At 68.6% G+C, this 17,903-nt stretch carries 14 protein-coding genes and 2 tRNA genes; 9 read left to right on the top strand and 7 right to left on the bottom strand.

What is annotated here, in order from left to right; genetic code table 11:
• Nucleotides 1-195 precede the first annotated feature (195 nt).
• The 4 genes from clpB (at nucleotide 196) to LW840_RS07460 (ending at nucleotide 5,461) form a co-directional block, all read left to right on the top strand.
• Nucleotides 196-2,817, top strand: coding sequence for an ATP-dependent chaperone ClpB (clpB, locus tag LW840_RS07475; RefSeq protein WP_291267650.1), 2,622 nt, complete (start codon nucleotides 196-198; stop codon nucleotides 2,815-2,817).
• 10 nt (nucleotides 2,818-2,827) lie between these two features.
• The gene (locus LW840_RS07470) at nucleotides 2,828-3,871 is read left to right on the top strand and encodes a hypothetical protein (protein WP_291267649.1); all 1,044 of its coding nucleotides are present in this window, start codon (nucleotides 2,828-2,830) and stop codon (nucleotides 3,869-3,871) included.
• Nucleotides 3,853-4,344: a nucleoside deaminase gene (locus LW840_RS07465; protein WP_291276733.1), complete on the top strand. Its 492-nt coding sequence runs from the start codon at nucleotides 3,853-3,855 to the stop codon at nucleotides 4,342-4,344. Before LW840_RS07470 ends, LW840_RS07465 begins: the two co-directional genes overlap by 19 nt.
• Before the next feature lie 67 nt (nucleotides 4,345-4,411).
• On the top strand, nucleotides 4,412-5,461 hold the full coding sequence (locus tag LW840_RS07460) for a tetratricopeptide repeat protein (protein WP_291267648.1): 1,050 nt from the start codon (nucleotides 4,412-4,414) through the stop codon (nucleotides 5,459-5,461).
• Nucleotides 5,462-5,471: 10 nt separating this feature from the next.
• Here the strand turns inward: LW840_RS07460 and LW840_RS07455 are convergent, their stop codons facing one another.
• Genes LW840_RS07455 through LW840_RS07430 form a run of 6 tightly spaced genes read right to left on the bottom strand, consistent with a single transcriptional unit; the run spans nucleotide 5,472 to nucleotide 12,692 of the window.
• Nucleotides 5,472-6,452, bottom strand: a complete 981-nt coding sequence (locus tag LW840_RS07455) for a D-2-hydroxyacid dehydrogenase (RefSeq protein WP_291267647.1) — start codon at nucleotides 6,450-6,452, stop codon at nucleotides 5,472-5,474.
• Nucleotides 6,453-6,458: 6 nt separating this feature from the next.
• Complete coding sequence (locus tag LW840_RS07450; protein ID WP_291276732.1) at nucleotides 6,459-7,283, bottom strand: ABC transporter permease; 825 nt, start codon at nucleotides 7,281-7,283, stop codon at nucleotides 6,459-6,461.
• Entirely contained in the window at nucleotides 7,280-8,236 is a 957-nt protein-coding gene (locus LW840_RS07445; RefSeq protein WP_291276731.1) for an ABC transporter permease, read from the bottom strand. The genes LW840_RS07450 and LW840_RS07445 overlap by 4 nt, the downstream gene beginning before the upstream one ends.
• A 46-nt stretch (nucleotides 8,237-8,282) precedes the next feature.
• Complete coding sequence (locus LW840_RS07440; protein WP_291276730.1) at nucleotides 8,283-9,899, bottom strand: peptide ABC transporter substrate-binding protein; 1,617 nt, start codon at nucleotides 9,897-9,899, stop codon at nucleotides 8,283-8,285.
• Between the two features lie 4 nt (nucleotides 9,900-9,903).
• Nucleotides 9,904-11,583 carry a DUF885 family protein gene (locus tag LW840_RS07435; RefSeq protein ID WP_291276729.1) on the bottom strand — a complete coding sequence of 560 codons (1,680 nt, stop codon included), beginning with the start codon at nucleotides 11,581-11,583 and terminating at the stop codon, nucleotides 9,904-9,906.
• Entirely contained in the window at nucleotides 11,580-12,692 is a 1,113-nt protein-coding gene (locus tag LW840_RS07430; RefSeq protein ID WP_291276728.1) for a Gfo/Idh/MocA family oxidoreductase, read from the bottom strand. The genes LW840_RS07435 and LW840_RS07430 overlap by 4 nt, the downstream gene beginning before the upstream one ends.
• 350 nt (nucleotides 12,693-13,042) lie before the next feature.
• Between LW840_RS07430 and LW840_RS07425 the strand changes: the two genes are divergently transcribed.
• The 3 genes from LW840_RS07425 to LW840_RS07415 all read left to right on the top strand — a co-directional run bounded on the left by LW840_RS07425 (nucleotide 13,043) and on the right by LW840_RS07415 (nucleotide 14,069).
• A tRNA-Ser gene (locus tag LW840_RS07425) sits at nucleotides 13,043-13,129 on the top strand.
• Between the two features lie 66 nt (nucleotides 13,130-13,195).
• Nucleotides 13,196-13,282, top strand: a tRNA-Ser gene (locus LW840_RS07420).
• Nucleotides 13,283-13,484: 202 nt separating this feature from the next.
• Nucleotides 13,485-14,069: a hypothetical protein gene (locus tag LW840_RS07415; RefSeq protein ID WP_291269989.1), complete on the top strand. Its 585-nt coding sequence runs from the start codon at nucleotides 13,485-13,487 to the stop codon at nucleotides 14,067-14,069.
• A 90-nt stretch (nucleotides 14,070-14,159) separates the two neighbouring features.
• Here LW840_RS07415 and trxA read toward each other — a convergent pair whose 3' ends face one another.
• On the bottom strand, nucleotides 14,160-14,957 hold the full coding sequence (gene trxA / locus LW840_RS07410; protein ID WP_291268042.1) for a thioredoxin: 798 nt from the start codon (nucleotides 14,955-14,957) through the stop codon (nucleotides 14,160-14,162).
• 108 nt (nucleotides 14,958-15,065) lie between these two features.
• On the opposite strand from trxA, the gene LW840_RS07405 reads away from it, so the two are divergent.
• Nucleotides 15,066-16,661, top strand: a complete 1,596-nt coding sequence (locus LW840_RS07405) for a M28 family peptidase (RefSeq protein ID WP_291276727.1) — start codon at nucleotides 15,066-15,068, stop codon at nucleotides 16,659-16,661.
• Nucleotides 16,661-17,878: an ATP-grasp domain-containing protein gene (locus LW840_RS07400; protein ID WP_291268044.1), complete on the top strand. Its 1,218-nt coding sequence runs from the start codon at nucleotides 16,661-16,663 to the stop codon at nucleotides 17,876-17,878. The genes LW840_RS07405 and LW840_RS07400 overlap by 1 nt, the downstream gene beginning before the upstream one ends.
• Nucleotides 17,879-17,903: the final 25 nt, after the last annotated feature.

Raw genomic sequence — 17,903 nt, 5'->3', positions numbered from 1 at the left:
TACCAGGTGAAGAAGCGCCCCGGGTGAGCGGACCCGGGGCGCTCTTTTTTGTCGCCGTTCGCGGTGCGATTCCGCCACATTGCCATCAGGCTGCAGTATTGTCACACGCCGGTTCCCTGCTTCCGGCTTCCTGCCTCCTGCTCCCTGCAGATAAGGCAGTCCGCAACCGGCATCCTCATTGCCTCTAGTGACGGCATGATCAATCCCGACCGTCTCACCGTGAAGAGCGCCGAGGCGCTCAACGACGCCGTGGCGTTGGCCCGCAAGAACGGCAACCCACTCGTCTACGATCTGCATCTGCTGCTGGCCCTGCTGGCGCAGGACGAAGGCATCGTCGTCCCGGTGCTGCAGCGTGTGGGAGCCAATGTCACGGCCGTCCGCACGGCGGCCGAGCAGGAGGCGGCGCGCTACGCCAGGCAGAGCGACGCCCAGCCCACGTTCAGCCGTGAACTCACGCAGGTCGTCGATGCCGCCGAGCGTGAAGCCAAGGCGCTCGGCGACGAGTACGTGAGCACCGAGCATCTGCTGCTGGCGCTCGCCGATGCCAAGGGCACCGACAGCACGCGCGTGCTCACCAGCGTCGGTGCCCATCGTCAGGCGCTGCTCGACGCCCTCAAGCTGGTGCGCGGCGCGCACAAGGTCACCGACCAGAGCCCCGAGCAGCAGTATCAGGCGCTGCAGAAGTTCACGCGCGATCTCACCGAAAGCGCCCGCAAGGGCAAGCTCGATCCGGTCATTGGTCGCGACGAGGAAATCCGTCGCGTCATCCAGGTGCTGTCCCGTCGCACCAAGAACAACCCCGTGCTCATTGGCGAACCCGGCGTGGGCAAGACCGCCATCGCCGAGGGGCTCGCCCAGCGCATCGTGAGCGGCGACGTGCCCGAGGGTCTCAAGAACAAGAAGCTCGTGTCGCTCGACCTCGGCGCCCTCATTGCTGGCGCCAAGTTCCGCGGCGAGTTCGAGGAGCGCCTCAAGGCGGTGCTCAAGGAAATCACCAGCGCCGAAGGGCTCTACATCGTCTTCATCGACGAACTGCACACGCTCGTGGGGGCGGGCAAGGCCGAAGGCAGCATGGACGCGGGGAACATGCTCAAGCCCATGCTTGCCCGTGGCGAGCTGCGCGTGGTGGGCGCCACCACCCTCGACGAGTACCGCCTGCACGTGGAGAAGGACGCCGCCCTCGAGCGGCGCTTCCAGCCCGTCTTCGTGGGCGAACCGAGTGTGGAGAGCACCATCGCCATCCTGCGCGGCCTCAAGGAACGCTACGAGGCGCACCACGGGGTGCGCATTACCGATGGCGCCGTCGTAGCCGCCGCCACGCTCTCCAACCGCTACATCGGTGATCGCTTCCTCCCCGACAAGGCCATCGACCTCATCGACGAGGCCGCGTCACGCCTGCGCATCGAGATCGATTCGGTCCCGCAGGAAATCGACGAGGTGGAGCGCCGCATCGTGCAGCTCGAGATCGAGAAGGCGGCCCTGCAGAAGGAAACCGACGCCGCGTCGCTCGAGCGCCGACAGAATCTCGAACGGGAATTGGCCGACAAGAAGGAACAGGCGGCCGGCATGCGCGCGCAGTGGCAGCAGGAGAAGGACACGCTGGGCGCCGTGGGGCGCATCAAGCAGGCCATTGAACAGGCCAAGTTCGAGGCGGAGCAGACCACCCGCGCGGGGGATCTCAGCAAGGCGGCCGAAATCACCTACGGGCGCATTCCGCAGCTCGAGCGTGACATGAAGGACGCGGAGTCGAAGCTGGCAAGCCACGGTGGTCGCCCGCAGTTCCTCAAGGAAGAGGTGGCCGCCGACGACGTGGCGGAGGTGGTGGCGCGCTGGACCGGCATCCCCGTGACCCGCATGCTGGAGTCCGAGCGGGAACGCCTCACCAGGCTCGAGGAGGTACTGGGGACGCGCGTGATCGGACAGCAGGAGGCGGTGAAGGCGGTCTCCAATGCCGTGCGTCGCTCGCGGGCGGGGCTGCAGGATCCCAACCGTCCCATCGGCTCCTTCATCTTCCTCGGCCCCACCGGCGTGGGCAAGACGGAGACGGCCAAGGCACTCGCCGAGTTCCTGTTCGACGACGAACACGCCATGGTGCGCATCGACATGTCGGAGTACATGGAGAAGCACGCGGTGGCGCGCCTCATTGGCGCCCCGCCAGGGTACGTGGGCTACGAGGAGGGGGGGCAGCTCACCGAAGCGGTGCGCCGGCGCCCGTACAGCGTCATCCTCTTCGACGAAATCGAAAAGGCGCACCCGGATGTCTTCAACATCCTGCTGCAGCTGCTCGATGACGGTCGCCTGACCGACTCGCAGGGGCGCACGGTCGACTTCCGCAATGCGGTGGTCATCATGACCTCCAACGTGGGCAGCCACCTCATTCTGGAGCGCGGGCAGAGCGGGGGCGCGGAGAATTGGAAGCGCACGGAGCAGGAGGTGCTCACCGCCCTGCGCGGTGTCTTCAAGCCCGAGTTCCTCAACCGCATCGACGATGTGGTGGTGTTCCATCCACTGGGCCGCGAACAGCTGGACTTCATCGTCGACCTGCAGCTCGGGCACCTGCGCAAGCTGCTCGCCGACCGCAAGCTCACATTGCGGCTCACCGAGGCGGCGCGGCAGAAGCTGGCCGACGAAGGCTACGACCCCGTCTTCGGCGCCCGTCCGCTCAAGCGCGCCGTGCAGCGCTTGCTGCAGAACCCGTTGGCGCTCGCGGTGCTCGAGGGACGGTTCAAGGAGGGTGATGCGATCGTGGCCGATGTGCGCCCCGACGCCGACACGCTCGACTTCACGCACGGTGACGCCGGCGAGCCCACGGCGTAGTTTGCAGGGCATGACGAGTGCCCATGATGTGTGCTGGCGTTCCGTGGCACGGACTGGCCGGCGCCGCCTTGCGGCGGCGCTGTGCCTCCTGCTGGCCGCGTGCGGCGGCGAGTCGGCGCCATCGCCGGCAGGCGCGCCCACACCCACGGGTCCCGGCCCCACGCCACCGCTGACCCCGGCGCAGCCCACGGGGCCGGTGGGGCCGCTGGTGGTCGGGCAGACATACACCGACCGGTCGGAGTTCGTGGAGTACACCCCGGGAGATGCGCCGCTCGTGCTGGTGGCGCCGCACGGTGGGGCCCTGCAGCCCGCCGGCATTCCCGATCGCAGCTGCAGCGGGTGCGTCACCGTCACCGATGCCAACACCCAGGAACTCGCGCGCGCGATCGCCGACACGTTTCAGGTGCGTACCGGTGCCCGGCTGCATTTGGTGGTCAATCGACTGCATCGGCGGAAGTTCGACGCCAATCGTGATCGCGATGAGGCCACGGGTGGCACACGCGCCCTCGATACTACCTGGCTGTGGTTGCATTCGGCCATCGACTCCGCGCGGCAGCGGGTCGCCGCGAACGGCGGCCACGGCCTGCTCATCGACCTGCACGGCCATGGCCATACCGTACCGAGACTGGAACTGGGGTACCTGCTCTCCGCCGCCACCTTGCGACAGAGTGATGCCGCGCTGCAGGCGGCCGGTACCATGAACACCAGCAGCATCGCGCGCGCCGCGTCCGGTACCCGAAGCCTGTCAGATCGCGGGGTGGCCTTGCTGCGCGGGCCGTTCAGTCTGGGCGGACTGCTGGGCACGCGCGGTGTCCCTTCGGTGCCCTCTCCAAACGATCCCGCGCCGCTGGTTGGGCAGGAGTTCTTCGACGGCGGCTACAATACCGGACGCCACGGGTCCCGCAACGGCTCCGCCGTGGACGCCATTCAGATCGAATGTCATTTCCCCGGTATTCGCGACACCGCCGCCAGTCGCGGGGCCTTTGCCCGATCGCTCGTCGATGCGCTGCTCGTCTATCTGGAACGGCACTACGGATGGGTGCCGCGACGGTGAATCCGTCGGTCCCCGTCTCCCCGGTGCTGCAGGCGGCCATGCACGAGGCGCTGCAGGAAGCGCGCGCCGCGGCCGCGGCCGATGAGGTGCCGGTCGGAGCGGTGGTGCTGGACACGGCCACCGGCAACGTCCTCAGCCGCGCCCAGAATCGCATGCGCCGCGACGCCGATGCCACGTCGCACGCCGAACTGCTCGCCTTGCGCGATGCGGCCCGTGCGCTGGGCGATCGCGCGCTTGGAGACTGTACCCTGGTGGTGACGCTGGAACCCTGCGCCATGTGTGCGGGGGCGATCGTACTGGCGCGTGTGGGCGCGCTGGTCTTTGGCGCCTGGGACGAGAAGGCGGGGATGTGCGGAAGCGTGGGTGATCTGGTCCGCCACCCGCGCCTCAATCATCGGCCCCAGGTCCGAGGCGGCGTGCTGGAGCAGGAAAGCGCCGCCTTGCTGCAGGAGTTCTTCGCTCGGCGCCGCTGAGGCGCCTCAGGTCCGACGGCACGACGTAACCTTTGCCGGATGACGGGTCAGGCGGCACTTTCAGCGCATGACAACCTCATTCTCTGTAGGTCGGAGCGCGCGCCGTGCCGTGGTGGTTGCCGGCGCGCTGGTGGGAACCTCGTTGGTGGTGATTCCCGCGGGGACACTCTGCGCTCAGGCTGGCCCGGGAGGCCGGCCGGCACCCGCAACCGCCGACAGCCGCCCTCCCGCCTCTCCACGGTTTCAGGCCATCTCCCAACTCGGCGATACGCTGCGCGACTTTCCGCTCGCCCCAAACGTGCGGGCGCGTTACGAGCGCCAGCTGGCGGAGGCACGGCGCGCGTACGTGGCAGCGCCCACCAACCTCGACTCCATCATCTGGTACGCACGACGCCTCGGTTACCTTGGCCAGCTGCGGCAGTCGATCGAGATCTACACGCGCGGGCTCGCGCGCTATCCCGACAATCCGTGGCTGCTGCGTCATCGCGGACACCGCTGGATTTCCGTACGGGATTTCGACGCCGCCATTCGGGACCTCAAGCGGGCCGACGACCTCACGCGTGACAAGCCCGACGAAGTCGAACCCGATGGACAGCCGAATGCGGCCAATACGCCCATCGGCACGCTCAAGTCCAACATCGGCTACCATCTGGCGCTCGCCTACTACCTCAACGGCAGCTGGGGAGAAGCCGCCACGGTGGCGCAGCGTGAAGTGAACGCGGCCACCAACGACGATCGTCGGGTGTCCATGGCGCATTGGCTCTACATGTCATTGCGGCGCGCGGGGCGGAACGCGGAAGCGGCCCGGGTGCTGCAGCCCATGCGCCGTGACATGCGCATCATCGAGAATCAGGCGTATCACAAGCTCATGCTGCTCTACAAGGGGCTGCTCCCCCCCGACTCCGTACTCACGGCGTCGCCCACCGGCGAACTGTCGGTGCAGGATGCCTCGGCAGCTTACGGCGTGGCCAACTGGCACTGGTACAACGGACGGCGCGTCGAGGCCGAAGCCCTCTGGCGGCGCATCGTGGCGGGAGGGCAGTGGGGCGCGTTCGGCACCATTGCCGCCGAAGTCGAGCTGGCCCGACTTCCCGGCGGCGCCACGCTCAGGCGCTGAGCCCCGGCGGTCAGTAGCCTCGGGCGCGGTCCACCACCCAGGTGGGCCACACGCCGCGCCCGAGGCTCTCTGCGCATGCCAGAAACCCCTCGGCGGCGCCGGCCACCGTGGTGAGTCCCGAAATGTGCGGCGAAACCAGAACGCGTGGATGTCCCCAGAGCGGCGACGTGGACGGCAGGGGCTCGGTCACGAACACATCGAGGGCCGCCGCCCGCAGCCAGCCGTTGTCGAGGGCGTCGGGAAGCGCGGCTTCGTCCACGACCGCGCCACGTCCGGCATTCAGCAGCACCGCACCACGGCAGCGCTCGAGCACCGCGCGCGACACCAGCCCGCGCGACGCCGGAGTGTCCGGCACCGACAGCACAAGCCAATCCGCGTCGGCCACGAGGTCAGCCAGCCTGTCCACCGTGTGCACGGCCCTGAATGCCGGGTGTGAGGCCTGCCCGGTGCGCGAGACACCGGTCACCGTGATGCCGAGGGCGGCAAACGCTGCCGCGATGTGCGTGCCGATGTCACCAGTGCCCACCAGCACCGCGCGGGTACCCGCCACACGGGCGATGTCCCGCGGCGCCCACCGCTGCTCACGCTGTGCGTCCATGAGCGATACCAGCTGCTGCTGCACCGCAAACACGCGCGCGACGGCCCACTCGGCAATCATTGGCCCGAACGATTCCGGCGAGCGTGTGAGCAGGATGCCCGTATCGAGCCCCTGACCCAACCAGCCGTCGACCCCCGCGCCGGTGCTGTGGACCCACTGGACCGCCCCCATGTCGTGGGCAGCCGGTGGCCGGCGAAAGCCGATGTACGTGTCGGCCCAGGCGAGATCGGCGGCCGTGATCTCCGTGAACGGCGCACCGCGCACCTCGAGCTCCGGGCGCGCCGCGCGAATCATTGCCGCGATGTCGGCGTGTGCACTGGCGCCAATGACCACGCGCCGAGGTACGAATGGAAGCGAGAGCGAGAGGCCGGCGGGTGCTGGCGTGGCAGTCATGGTGTCTCAGGGGCTGGAGCGACGTGGCGTCTCGCCGAGGGCATCGCCTACGGTATTGCACGCCAGCACGGTGATGAAGATGAAAAGCCCGGGGAAGATGGCGAGCCAGGGCTCGGAGCTCATCGTACTCTGCGCCTGATAGAGCATGTTGCCCCAGCTGGCGGTCGGGGGCTGTACGCCCACGCCGAAGAAGCTCAGCGTGCTTTCGAGCAGGATCGCGCGTCCGATGGCCAGTGTGGTCGCCACGGACAGGGTGGGCACGACGGCCGGCAGCAGATGGCGGCGCCACACACGAAACGGGGCGGCACCGACCGCTCGTGCCGCCTGCACGAAGTCGCGCGTTGCCAGTGACCGCACATCCGCCCGCACCACGCGCGCCGTTTCCATCCAGCCGCTGAGGGCCACCAGCCCGATGAGCATCGGCACCGTGGGTTGTACGATCGCCGCGGCGAGCATGAGCAACGGCAGCCGCGGCATGGAGAGCATGGCGTCGGTGACGCGCATCAGCACGTCGTCAGCCCAATGCCCCAGCATGCCCGCCGCGCTGCCAATCACCGTCCCCAGCCCGGCGCTCACGAGCGCCGAGAGCAGGCCAATGGCCAGCGACACGCGTGCCCCGCTCAATACGCGGGTGAGCACGTCGCGCCCCAGTTCGTCCGTGCCGAACCAGTGCGCGGCCGACGGCGCGGCCCGACGGTTGGCCAGATCCAGCGCGTCGGGGGCGTACGGGGCAATGAGCGGCGCGGCGACGGCACACAGCACGAGCGCCGCCAGCACGAGCAGCGCAGGCGACCACCGCCCGGGCCAGACTGCCGGGGCGTGCACGGTCACGTGCGCTCCCACGTGCGCTCTCGCGTACGCGGGTCGAGGCGCTGCACGAGCATGTCGGCCAGCAGGTTGAGCACCACCACGGCGGCCGCGGCCAGCATGAGAAAGGCCATGAGCACGGGGTAGTCACGCTTCACGAGTGCCTCGGTGAAGAGGCTGCCCACGCCCGGCCAGGCGAAGACGCTTTCCGTGACCACGGCCCCCGACGCCAGCATGGCCGCATCGAGGAGCACCACGGTCACGAAGGGACCGACCGCGTTCGGCAGCGCATGGCGCCACATCACACGGGACTCCGACAGGCCGCGCAGTCGGGCCGCGCGCAGGAAGGGCAGGGCCAGCGTGTCGCGCAGGGCGCGGCGCAGATACCGCGTCCACGCTGCGCCCTGTACGGCGGCCAGCACCAGCGCCGGCAGGACCAGGTGCGTCACACGGTCTCCCACGCTGTTGCTCCCGAACGACTGCCGCCCCGACGAGGGCAACCACCCCAGCTGGATGGACAGCACCAGCTGCAGCACCAGCCCCAACCAGAACACGGGCAGCGAGACGCCGGCGGTGGTGAGCAAGCGCGTGAACCGGTCGGCACGCCCGCGCGTGGCGGCCAGCATGCCGGCGGGAAGCGCCAGGCACAGCGCCAGCACCGTGGAGCTCAACACCAGCTCCAGCGTCGCCGGGACGCGCTCGACAATACGATCCAGCACGGGTCGGCCGTCGGCGAAGCTGTACCCCCAGTCGCCGCGCACGAAGGCGGCAAGCCAGCGCAGATACTGCACACCCAGTGGCGCGTCGAGCCCCATCGCCACGCGCAGACGCTCGAGGTCCTCGGGGCGGACGTTCGGGTTTTCGAGATAGGCCGCGAGTGGCCCACCGGGCACGGCCCGCATGAGAAAGAACACGAGCGCCGAAATCACCAGCAGCAACGGCACGCTCTGTATCAGGCGCCGCCACACGAGGCGCATCACCGGCAGCGCTCCGCCACTGGCACCGGCACCGTGGCCCGTATCCTCACCGGGCGACGATCTCCCACGCGTGAACGTTCCAGAAGGGGCCCGCGTTGGTGGGGTTTCCCGTAAAGCCGTTCAGCGTGACTGGGACGGCGTCCACCTTGGCGGTGTTGTAGAGCACGATCTCGGGGGCCAGTTCGGCAATGCGACGCTGCGCGCGGCGCAGCAGGTCATGCCGCGTCGTCGTCTCGATGGCACGATCACTGGCGTAGAGCAGCCCGGACAACGCCGTGTCGTTCACGAAGTTGATGTTGCGCCCTGCCGGCGGTGTTCGATCATGCGCAAAGAACAGCGTCAGCTCCGGGTCGGCGCCCATCTGCCACCAGTGCAGCATGGCGTCGAACTCGCCCTTGAACCACAGGCTGCTGATCGCGGTACCGTCGATGAGCCGGATCTGCATGTCCACCCCGATGGCACGGAAGGCCTGCTGCAGCGACTGCGACACATTCTCGCGAATCGCGAACCCCGACTGCGTAATGAGCGTGAAGGCGAGCGGGGTGCCCGCCTTCGCACGAAGGCCGCTGGCGCCGCGACGCCACCCCGCCTCGTCGAGCAAGCGGTTGGCGGTTGCCGTATCGTAGTCGTACCGCGCCACGTTTGGTTCGTAGGCGGGATTGAGCGGCTGAATGGGACCGTTCACGATCTCCACCTGCCCATCGAGAATCGTCTTCACCAGCAGCGGCCGGTCCACGGCGTGCGCCAGCGCCCGTCGCACTCGCACATCCGCAAAGGCCGGAACCTGCCGCTGGTTGAGCGTCACGTGTTCATAGCCGTTCCCCACCACGGTGTTGAGCCGGAGCCCCGGCACGGTGCGCAGGCCCCGCACCTGATCCCACGGCACCAGCGCCACCATGTGCACCTCGCCGGACTTGAGCAGGTTGATGCGCGTGGTGGTGTTGGTGAGAAACCGGAACAGCAGTTGGCGAATCTTCGGTGCGCGGCCGGTGCGCCAGTAGCGCGGCACCGCCTCGAGCAGCACGTATTCGCCGGTCTTCCATTCCTTCACGCGGTAGGGTCCGGTCCCCAACGGTGCCCGGTTGTAGTCGTTGGCGGTGTTGAGATCACGCCCGGCCAGCACATGGCGGGGCAGCGTCCCGCGCACGAACTGCAGCTGGTAGGGGGCGTACCGCTCGCGGTAGTGCACCACGGCCGTGAGGGAATCGGGAGTGTCCACGCCGGTGATGCGATCGAAGCCGTCTACGCTCTCCGGCTTCCAGTCTCCCTTGTTGATGGCGTCCACCGTGAACTGCACGTCGGCCGAGGTATGCGGCACGCCGTCGTGCCACGTCACGCCCGGCCGCAGCTTCCAGGTCACGTCCATGCCGCCGTCGGGACGGAGCGTCACACCGCCATTCTCCACGGTCGGAATCCCGGCGGCGAGCAGCGGCACGATGCGCATCTGCTCGTCGTTGGTGACCAGTCCTTCCACCACGCACGACTCGATGTCCTCGAGGATGTGGGTGGCATAGCGGTTCATCGTATCCGGCTCGCGGTCGTAGCCGATCACGAGCAGGTCGTTGCTGGCGCCGGTCCCGCGAGGGGCGTCGCTGCCGCCGCAGGCCGTCACCGTCAGCGCGGTGCACGCAGACCACAACCACCGGCGCATGGGCATGGGCATGGGGTCAGTCCTCCGCCAGCAGCAGCCGCGCCGCCAGCAGGACGGGAATCGAGCCACGGCTCAGTAGCGCGTCGTGAAAGGCGCGGTACGAGAACGCGGCGCCGTCGCGCGCGCGCACGGCCTCACGCAGGTCGAGAATGCCCTGGGTGCCCAGCCAGTACATCACCGCGGTGCCGGGAAACATGGAGTTCTTCACCGCCTCTGCCGTGGCGGCGCCGTGCGGCATCCCGACTTCGGCTTCGTAAAACTCCACGGCGTCGTCGAAGGTCATACGCTCCGTATGCAGCGAGATGTCCACGATGGCCCGCGCCAGCATGCGCAGGCGGCTCTGCTGCTCCGACGCCTGCTCGAGTGGCGTGAGGAAGCCGAGCTCGTCGGCGAGCTCGGTGGCGTAGCAGGCCCATCCCTCCGCCATGGCCCCGCCCTGGAAGAGACCGATACGGCTGGCACAGTCCACGGCCGCCACGCTGCCAATGCGGGACGTGGACCGGTGCGTGGCGTGCCAGTTCTGCACATGGTGCCCCAGTGCACCGTGGTGCACCACGTGATTGAGCGTGATGGCGCTGTGGTTCCACTGCCGGAGCCGACGTTCACGCTCCGCCTCGCCCACCGGCGGGTCGATGGGCGAGACGAGGTACACGTGGTCGTCGCGCGATTCGAGCGGGGCAGGAGACCGGTAGAACAGGAAGTACAGCTGCGGAGCGGCATCGGCGGCCCACGCCGGAATGGGCACGTAGCGCAGTGGCCAGGCGCCCCACGTCACGAGATCATGATCGGCCGCGAACTCGCGGCATTGCTCCCACTTCTCGGCAAAGGCGGAGAGGTAGCCGGCGGGGGCAGGGTGGTCATCGGCGAGCGCCTCGGCCAGCGCCTCCACGCTCCCGGCGACCTCAATGGCCAGCGACTCGAACCGCTCGCGTGCGTCGGGGAGCGCCTGCTGCGCCCGCTCCAGCAGGGCGTCGGCGCTCACCTCGCAGAAATGCCCGCGACGCAGCAGCACGTGGTACGCCTCGGCACCAAGGCTCATCGACGCCTCATGCTGAACGGGCTGTGCCGCGAGCCACGCGGCCGTGGTGTCGAGTGCCGCGGCCGCCACCTCGCCCGCCTCCAGCACCCACATCCGGGAGGCCTCGTCGGCACCGTGGGCATCCAGCCACATCGCCAGCTTGGAACGAAAGAGATCGGCGCCCACGGCGCACTCGCGCACGGCGCGCGCCACCCACTGCGGTGGCATCGGCTCCGTGAGGGTATGCGGCATGTCCGCCAGAAAGCGTGGCAGGTCGTGCAGGCGCATGGCGATGGAGGCAAACGCCTCTTCGACCGTGGCCGGTGGGCGCAGCATGAGCCCGATCACACCAAACAGCGCTTCGCCGGTCCACAGGGCGGGGTTCTTGTCGTGGAAGAACCGGCTCTCGAACTCCAGCTGCCGCACGTCCATGCTCGCACGAGCCAGCTCCGCGTCGAGGTGCGCCGGGTTGCGCGCCAGTTCGCCCCACGCCTCCGATGGCGGGTAGGCATCATCGAGCGCGATCGTCAGCGCTTCGAATTCGTCCTGCTCATCGTCGCGGACCTCGCGCGTCCAATCGGGCAACTCGTGGTCGTAGAGGCGGACGCCGGTGAACGTCGCGTTCACCGGATGCCGGAAGAAGTACTGCTCGAGGAACTGCTCGATGGGGGAGTTCATGCCACCCCGTCCCGCTCGAGCGGAATGGAGACCCAGCGCCGTTGGCGATAGGAGCGCTCCACCGCATTGATCAACTCCTGCACGTGGGCGCCGTCCTCGAAGTTCCCTTCGTTCCCCGCCACGTCACCACGAATCTCGGAAATGAACGAATGCGTGAGGTTCGCATAGAAGAGTGAGCGCCACGACTCCCGCGGGCTGCCGCCGGTGGGGTAGAAGCGCTGTGGAATCTCGAGCTCCCGGAACTCCACCGCGTCGGCGCTCGCTGCCTTGAGGGTTTCGGCCACGCCGTTTTCCTCTACCATGCGGCAGATGAGCGCCCCCTTGCTGCCATAGACCCGCGCTTCGATTCCCGGGTAATTGCCCACCGTCACGAAGCTGGTCTGGATGGAGCCAATGGCGCCGTTGGCGAACTCCCCAATGAAGATGTCGCCGTCATCGATGTTCATGCGCATCATGGTGCCCGTCGCGCGCACCATGCGTTCGGGGATGAAGTTCTTCATTGTGCCCACCACCTGCGCGAAGCGGCTCCCCATGCACAGGTGGCCGATGTCCATGATCGGCGCCCCATAGCCTTCGAGCGACGACACCTGGAGGCGGGACTGGTCGGCGGTATGATCCACCTGTCGCAGCGGGTTCTGCGGATCGAGCCACTGCGAGTTCTGCTCGAAGCCGTTGAAGATGAACGGTTCGCCAATGAACCCCTCGTCGATCAGGGCCTTCATGTACCGCATGCCGGGGCTGTAGCGGAACGTGAACCCCAGCTTCGTCTTGAGCCCCTTTGCCGCCGCGAGCGCCGCGGCGCGCCGCGTCTCGGCATAGTCATACGCCACCGGCTTTTCGCACAGCACATGCTTGCCGGCCTCGAGCGCCGCCCAACTCAAGGCGAAGTGCGTGGCGCTCGGCGTGCACACGTCCACGGCATCGAGGCCGTGATGGGCCAGCAGCGCCTCGTGCGAGTCGTACACATGCGGGATGCCGAACTCGCGCGCGAAGGCCTCGGCCTTCTCCCGCACGGGGTCCGCAATGGCGACCACCTTGCAGCGCGGGTCACGGGCGTACCCCGGCAGGTGCGCCCCCTGCGCCCAGGCCCCGGCCCCCAGCAGCCCCACGTGAACTACCGAATCCCTGACGGTCACTGCGTGCCCCGCGAAAAGTCGTCCGGCAGGTGCTGCTGCCGGGAGCCCAGAAGGGGCGATGCCGGTGGATGTGCCGTACCCGTGTACTCGCCGAACATGGCGTGGCGGACCCTCGGGTGGCGTCCGGGCGCGGCGGGGTAACGTGCCGACTGGGCGGCGGTTCGGCAATGGAGCCGGTGCACCTGTGCGGCGCGCGACGCCGACCGCCGGCAAGGTCCCGTGGGGCGCCCTCGCAGGGCTCGAGGGGCTTGATCCGGACCCTCCCGCCGGTTAACTATCGCGGCTCTTGGAGTGCCGCCGTGTTCACGCGGGGGTGGGTCCGAGGACAGGTGGCCGAGTGGTTGAAGGCACCGGTCTCGAAAACCGGCATACCGGCAACGGTATCGTGAGTTCGAATCTCACCCTGTCCGCTGTTGGCAGTATCCAGCTCGAACGCGCCGCCACGGCCTGCCGCGGTGGCGCGTTCCTGCTTCCCCGGATGGGTGGCCGAGTGGCTTAAGGCGCACGCCTGGAAAGCGTGTTGGCGCGAAAGCGTCTCGGGGGTTCGAATCCCCCCTCATCCGCTGGCCCCGCCGCAGCGTTCCCGCTGTGGCGGGGCCTCTCATTTGGGGGAAGAGGAACCGGCGAAACCTGTCTCTCAGGCTCTCCGTACGCTGAGATACCGGGGGCGGTTGGCCTCAGGTGGAGCTATTCCCTCAGACGGAGCAGTTTGGCATGATGGCATCGATTGCATCCATTCGTGGTCCCCGCCGAAGGGTCGCGGCAATGGGGTTCCTGTTCGTTCTCGGTATCTCACCGTCGACACTGCTGGCGCAGGACCAGACGCTCATCCGGTCGGGGACCAGGCAATTCGGTGGTTTCGGTGGCCCGATGGCCCGCGTCACCACCGTCGCCGGTGAGACCATGGTCATGGGTGGCGCCGGTGGTGCGTTCCTCATCGACCGGCGATTCGCCATCGGCGGTGCCGGGTTCGCGGGCACGCGAGCGGTGGACGCGGTGTTCGACGGTACTCGTCGGCGCGGCGAAATGGACATCGGCTACGGCGGGGTGACCTTCGAGATCATCACCCGCCCCTCACGACTCGTGCATGCCACGATCGGCGCGCTGCTCGGCGGCGGCACCGTGTCGGTCTACCCCGACGCCATGCGTCCGCGCGACCGGAACGACGCCGATGACACCTTCGGCGTCGTCGAGCCCCAGGTCGCCTTGGAGCTGAACGTGACGCAGTGGTTTCGTGTGGGCGCAGCCGGCGGCTATCGCGCGGCGTTCGGCAGCGAGTCCGACCGGCTTGCCGACAAGCGGCTGAGCGGCGCCAGCGGCACCCTGGTGTTTCGGTTCGGGAGGTTCTGAAGGGCTCGTCGCACGGCCCGGGAGCACGGACCGCTCCCGGGGGCCACGCGCGGGCCGCTCCCCTCTCCATCGACTGCGGCCAGCCCCCCGCTAGAACAGCACCGCCGCCATCTTCCGCCGCGTCTCGCGCACCAGCGCCTCATCGTCCAGGTACTGCAGTGCTGCCACCAGCGCCTCCTTGGCGGGCGCAGCGTCGTCGCCTTTTTGGTCACGGAGCGCCTCGAGTAGCTGGGCGAGACCCTCCGGCGCCGCACCGGCCAGCACCGCCTCGAGGCCGCGCCGTACGGGATCGACCTCGGGCAGATGCGCCACCTGTTCGCGCAGGGCCAGCGTCGCGCGCGCTCGCACGGCCCGCGCGTCGCCGTACAGCGCCGCCGGCAGCGCCTCCAGGGCCTTCCCGGCCGTGGCCCACTCGCCAGCCTGCAGGAGCGACAGCGCTAGCTCGAGCCGAAGGTCGTCGCGTGCGCCGTCCGCTGACACGGCCGCCTGCAATTGCGCCACCCGCGCCACGGGATCGTCGGCCCACACCTCCGCCCGGTCGCCCCTGTGCACACCCTGCTGTGAGAGAAAGGCGCGAATCTGGCCCTCCGGCAGCGCTCCCGGAAACCCGGCGACCGCCTTGCCATCCTTGAACAGCATGACAGTGGGAATCGAGCGGATCTGGAACTGCATCGCCAGCGCCTGCTCCCGGTCGGTGTCCACCTTGGCCAGCACGAAGGCGCCGTCGTACTCCACGGCCAGCTTCTCCAGTACCGGCCCGAGCGCGCGGCACGGGCCGCACCAGGTGGCCCAGAAATCCACCAGCACCGGCGTGCTGTGCGATCGCGTGACGACGGCCTCGAGGAACGACGCCGTGGTGATGTCCTGGATGTACGGGGACTCGGTCATGCGGGAAATCTACCGTCGGCCGCGGCCATCACGAGTCCGGCCTGACGCCGTATCCTGCGCCGGCGCCACCCCCCCAGCGCCAAAGCGACTTTGGCCGTAGCGTTGGGTATGCCCAGATCCCTGCGCCCCAAGCACGCGACCGTGACCACGCGCACGTGTGCCGCAGCACTCCTCTCTGTCGCGATGGCGTTGCCCGCGTGGACGTTCAGCCCGCTCGGCGCACAGGCAGGTCCGCCGCGCTCGGCACGTGCAGGCCAGCTCCCCGCCGCCTACGCCCTCATCCGTGAGGCGGACATCCGGCGCGATCTGTACGCCATGGCCAGCGATGCCATGCGCGGCCGCGAAGCCGGCACCCCCGATGAAATGCGCGCCTCCGTGTGGGTGGCGGAGCAGCTGCGCACCATCGGCGTCAAGCCGTTGGGCGATGACGGGTCGTACTTTCAGTGGTTCACCATGTACCGCACGCGCGTGTCCACGGTTTCGTCCATGGGCACCCTCGGTGAGCAGCCGCTGCAGGTGTGGAAGGATTTCATTCCCCTGGGGAGTGCGGGCGCCGACGTGCAGGGGCCCGTGGTGTGGATTGCCAACAGTGCCGATTCTACCGTTGACGTGCGCGGCAAGGTCGTCGCCACGCCCATGCTTCGCCCCTTTTCGGCCAGCATCCGGACCACGACCAACAGTCCGGAAGTGCGCTACACCCAGGCCGCCGTGGCGGCCATGCAGCAGCGCTTCGCTCGACGGGGGGCGCTCGCGCTGCTCATCGTGGCAGATACGGTGGCCGATCGCGCCTTCGATCCCCTGGCCATGCTGCGGGCGCGGGGAACCTACGACGTGGATGGCGCCGCACGCCGCTTCGCCAATCAATCGAACCGGGCCGAGCTGCCGGTGCCCGCACGCCAGGCCGGGACTCCCGCATTCCTCGTGCGTGGCGATATGGCGGCTCGCCTCCAGCAGGCCCCCACGCTCACGCTGCAGGTGCGACTCGAACGTTTCGAGACCCCCAGCACCAACATCGTGGGCGTCATCCGCGGCACCGATCCGGTCCTGCGCAACGAATACGTCCTGTACAGCTCCCACCAGGATCACGATGGGGTGCGGTACCTGATCGACGGCGATTCCGTGTGGGCGGGGGCCGATGACAACGGTACGGGCAGTGTGGCGCTGCTGGCCGCGGCGCGCGCGTTCGCCAGACAGCCCGGCAAGCGCTCGGTGCTCTTCGTGTATCACGGCGCCGAGGAGCGTGGTCTGCTGGGATCCCGGTGGCACGCCGCGCACCCCGTGGTGCCGCTCGCCAGCATCGTGGCCGTGCTCAACGGCGAAATGATGGGCCGCAACCACCCGGACTCCGCCAGCCTGCTCGGCGTGCAGCCGCCGCATCGCAATTCGACGGAGCTGGTGGACATGGCGCTTCGGGCCAACGCCCTGACCGGCAAGTTCTCGCTCGACTCGCTCTGGGACCGTCCCATGCACCCCGAAGGGTGGTACTTCCGCAGCGACCACGTCCCGTATGCACGGCTCAACGTCCCGGCGGTCATGTATACCACCAATCTGCACGATGACTACCATACGCCGCGTGACAAGCCGGATCGGATCGACTATCCCAAGCTCACGCGCATGACCCAGTGGATGTATCTCACCGGATGGTTCGTGGCGAATGCCCCCAAGCGCCCGGGCATCGATCCGGGGTTCAAGTTGGAGCGTTGATGCTCGTCATCTTTGTCTGTCCGTTCTTCTCGCCGGCCGCCACCCAGATGATCGAGGCGGCCCTGAACCTGACACATGTCCGCCTCGCCGTTGTCGCGCAGCAGCCGCTGGCGGAGCTTGCCCCCGCCGTGGGCTCGCGACTGGTGGCACACTGGCAGGTGGCCGATGTCACGAACGCCGATCAGTTGGCGGGGGCCGTGAGCGCCATTGCCGCCGCCCACGGTGCCGTGGCCCGCTGCTTCGCGGCCTATGAGCAGTGCCAGCTCCCGCTGGCGCAGGTGCGCGAGCGCCTGGGCATCCCCGGGCTGCCGGCCGCCGCGGCGCACAACTTCCGCGACAAGGCCCGCATGAAGGACGTCCTGCGCGCCGCCGGCGTGCCGGTGGCGCGGCACCAGCTCGTGCACGAAGCGGCCGACGCGCGGCGCTTCGTGCACGAGGTGGGCTTCCCCATTGTGGTCAAGCCGCCCGCCGGTGCTGGGGCCAAGGCCACGGAACGGGTGCGCACCGTGGCTGAACTCGAGCAGGTGCTGCAGCGCTACGCCCCGTCGGCGCACGATCCCATGCTCGCCGAGGAGTTCCTGCGCGGTACCGAGCACTCCCTGGAAACGGTGAGCATCAACGGACACGCCGTCTGGCACTCGCTCACCCGCTACGCGCCCACGCCGCTCGAGGTATTGGAGACGCCGTGGATACAGTGGACGGTGCTGTTGCCCCGGGAGGTGGATGATCCCGCCTACGCCGATATCCGCGCCGTGGGGGATCGGGCGCTGCGTGCACTGGGCATGACCACGGGGGTCTCGCATTGCGAGTGGTTCCGGCGTCCCGACGGCTCCGTCGCGGTGAGCGAGATCGCCGCCCGCCCGCCGGGGGCCAACATGACCACGATGATTTCGCGGGCCAACGACATGGACTTTGTCGGCGCCTGGGTACGCCTCATGGTGGACGGCACGTTCACGCCTCCCGAGCGCCGCTACGCCGTGGGGACGGCCTACCTGCGGGGCCAGGGGCAGGGCACTGTGGCCGCCGTCGAGGGACTCGACCAGGTGCAGCGTGAGTGGGGGCACCTCATCTGCGACTACCGCCTGCCGCACCTGGGCCAGTCACCCACCGGGAGCTACGAGGGTGAGGGGTTCATGATCGTGCGACATCCCGACACCGGGGTGGTGCAGGCCGCGCTCGCGCGTATCATCTCCACTATCCGCGTGGTGCTGAGGTAGGGGCGTCCTCCCGCTCCCGCCTCAC

Origin of the sequence: Gemmatimonas sp. (assembly GCF_021298855.1) — a bacterium.
GTDB lineage: Bacteria > Gemmatimonadota > Gemmatimonadetes > Gemmatimonadales > Gemmatimonadaceae > Gemmatimonas.
The sequence above is the reverse complement of the archived record's forward strand: the minus strand, read 5'-3'. Positions and strand labels throughout refer to the sequence as shown.

Coding starts and splice junctions, on each gene's coding strand:
- clpB (WP_291267650.1), top strand. CDS start 196: ATGATCAATCCCGACCGTCTCACCGTGAAGAGCGCCGAGGCGCTCAAC.
- LW840_RS07470 (WP_291267649.1), top strand. CDS start 2,828: ATGACGAGTGCCCATGATGTGTGCTGGCGTTCCGTGGCACGGACTGGC.
- LW840_RS07465 (WP_291276733.1), top strand. CDS start 3,853: ATGGGTGCCGCGACGGTGAATCCGTCGGTCCCCGTCTCCCCGGTGCTG.
- LW840_RS07460 (WP_291267648.1), top strand. CDS start 4,412: ATGACAACCTCATTCTCTGTAGGTCGGAGCGCGCGCCGTGCCGTGGTG.
- LW840_RS07455 (WP_291267647.1), bottom strand. CDS start 6,452: ATGACTGCCACGCCAGCACCCGCCGGCCTCTCGCTCTCGCTTCCATTC.
- LW840_RS07445 (WP_291276731.1), bottom strand. CDS start 8,236: ATGCGCCTCGTGTGGCGGCGCCTGATACAGAGCGTGCCGTTGCTGCTG.
- LW840_RS07440 (WP_291276730.1), bottom strand. CDS start 9,899: ATGCCCATGCCCATGCGCCGGTGGTTGTGGTCTGCGTGCACCGCGCTG.
- LW840_RS07435 (WP_291276729.1), bottom strand. CDS start 11,583: ATGAACTCCCCCATCGAGCAGTTCCTCGAGCAGTACTTCTTCCGGCAT.
- LW840_RS07415 (WP_291269989.1), top strand. CDS start 13,485: ATGGGGTTCCTGTTCGTTCTCGGTATCTCACCGTCGACACTGCTGGCG.
- trxA (WP_291268042.1), bottom strand. CDS start 14,957: ATGACCGAGTCCCCGTACATCCAGGACATCACCACGGCGTCGTTCCTC.
- LW840_RS07405 (WP_291276727.1), top strand. CDS start 15,066: ATGCCCAGATCCCTGCGCCCCAAGCACGCGACCGTGACCACGCGCACG.
- LW840_RS07400 (WP_291268044.1), top strand. CDS start 16,661: ATGCTCGTCATCTTTGTCTGTCCGTTCTTCTCGCCGGCCGCCACCCAG.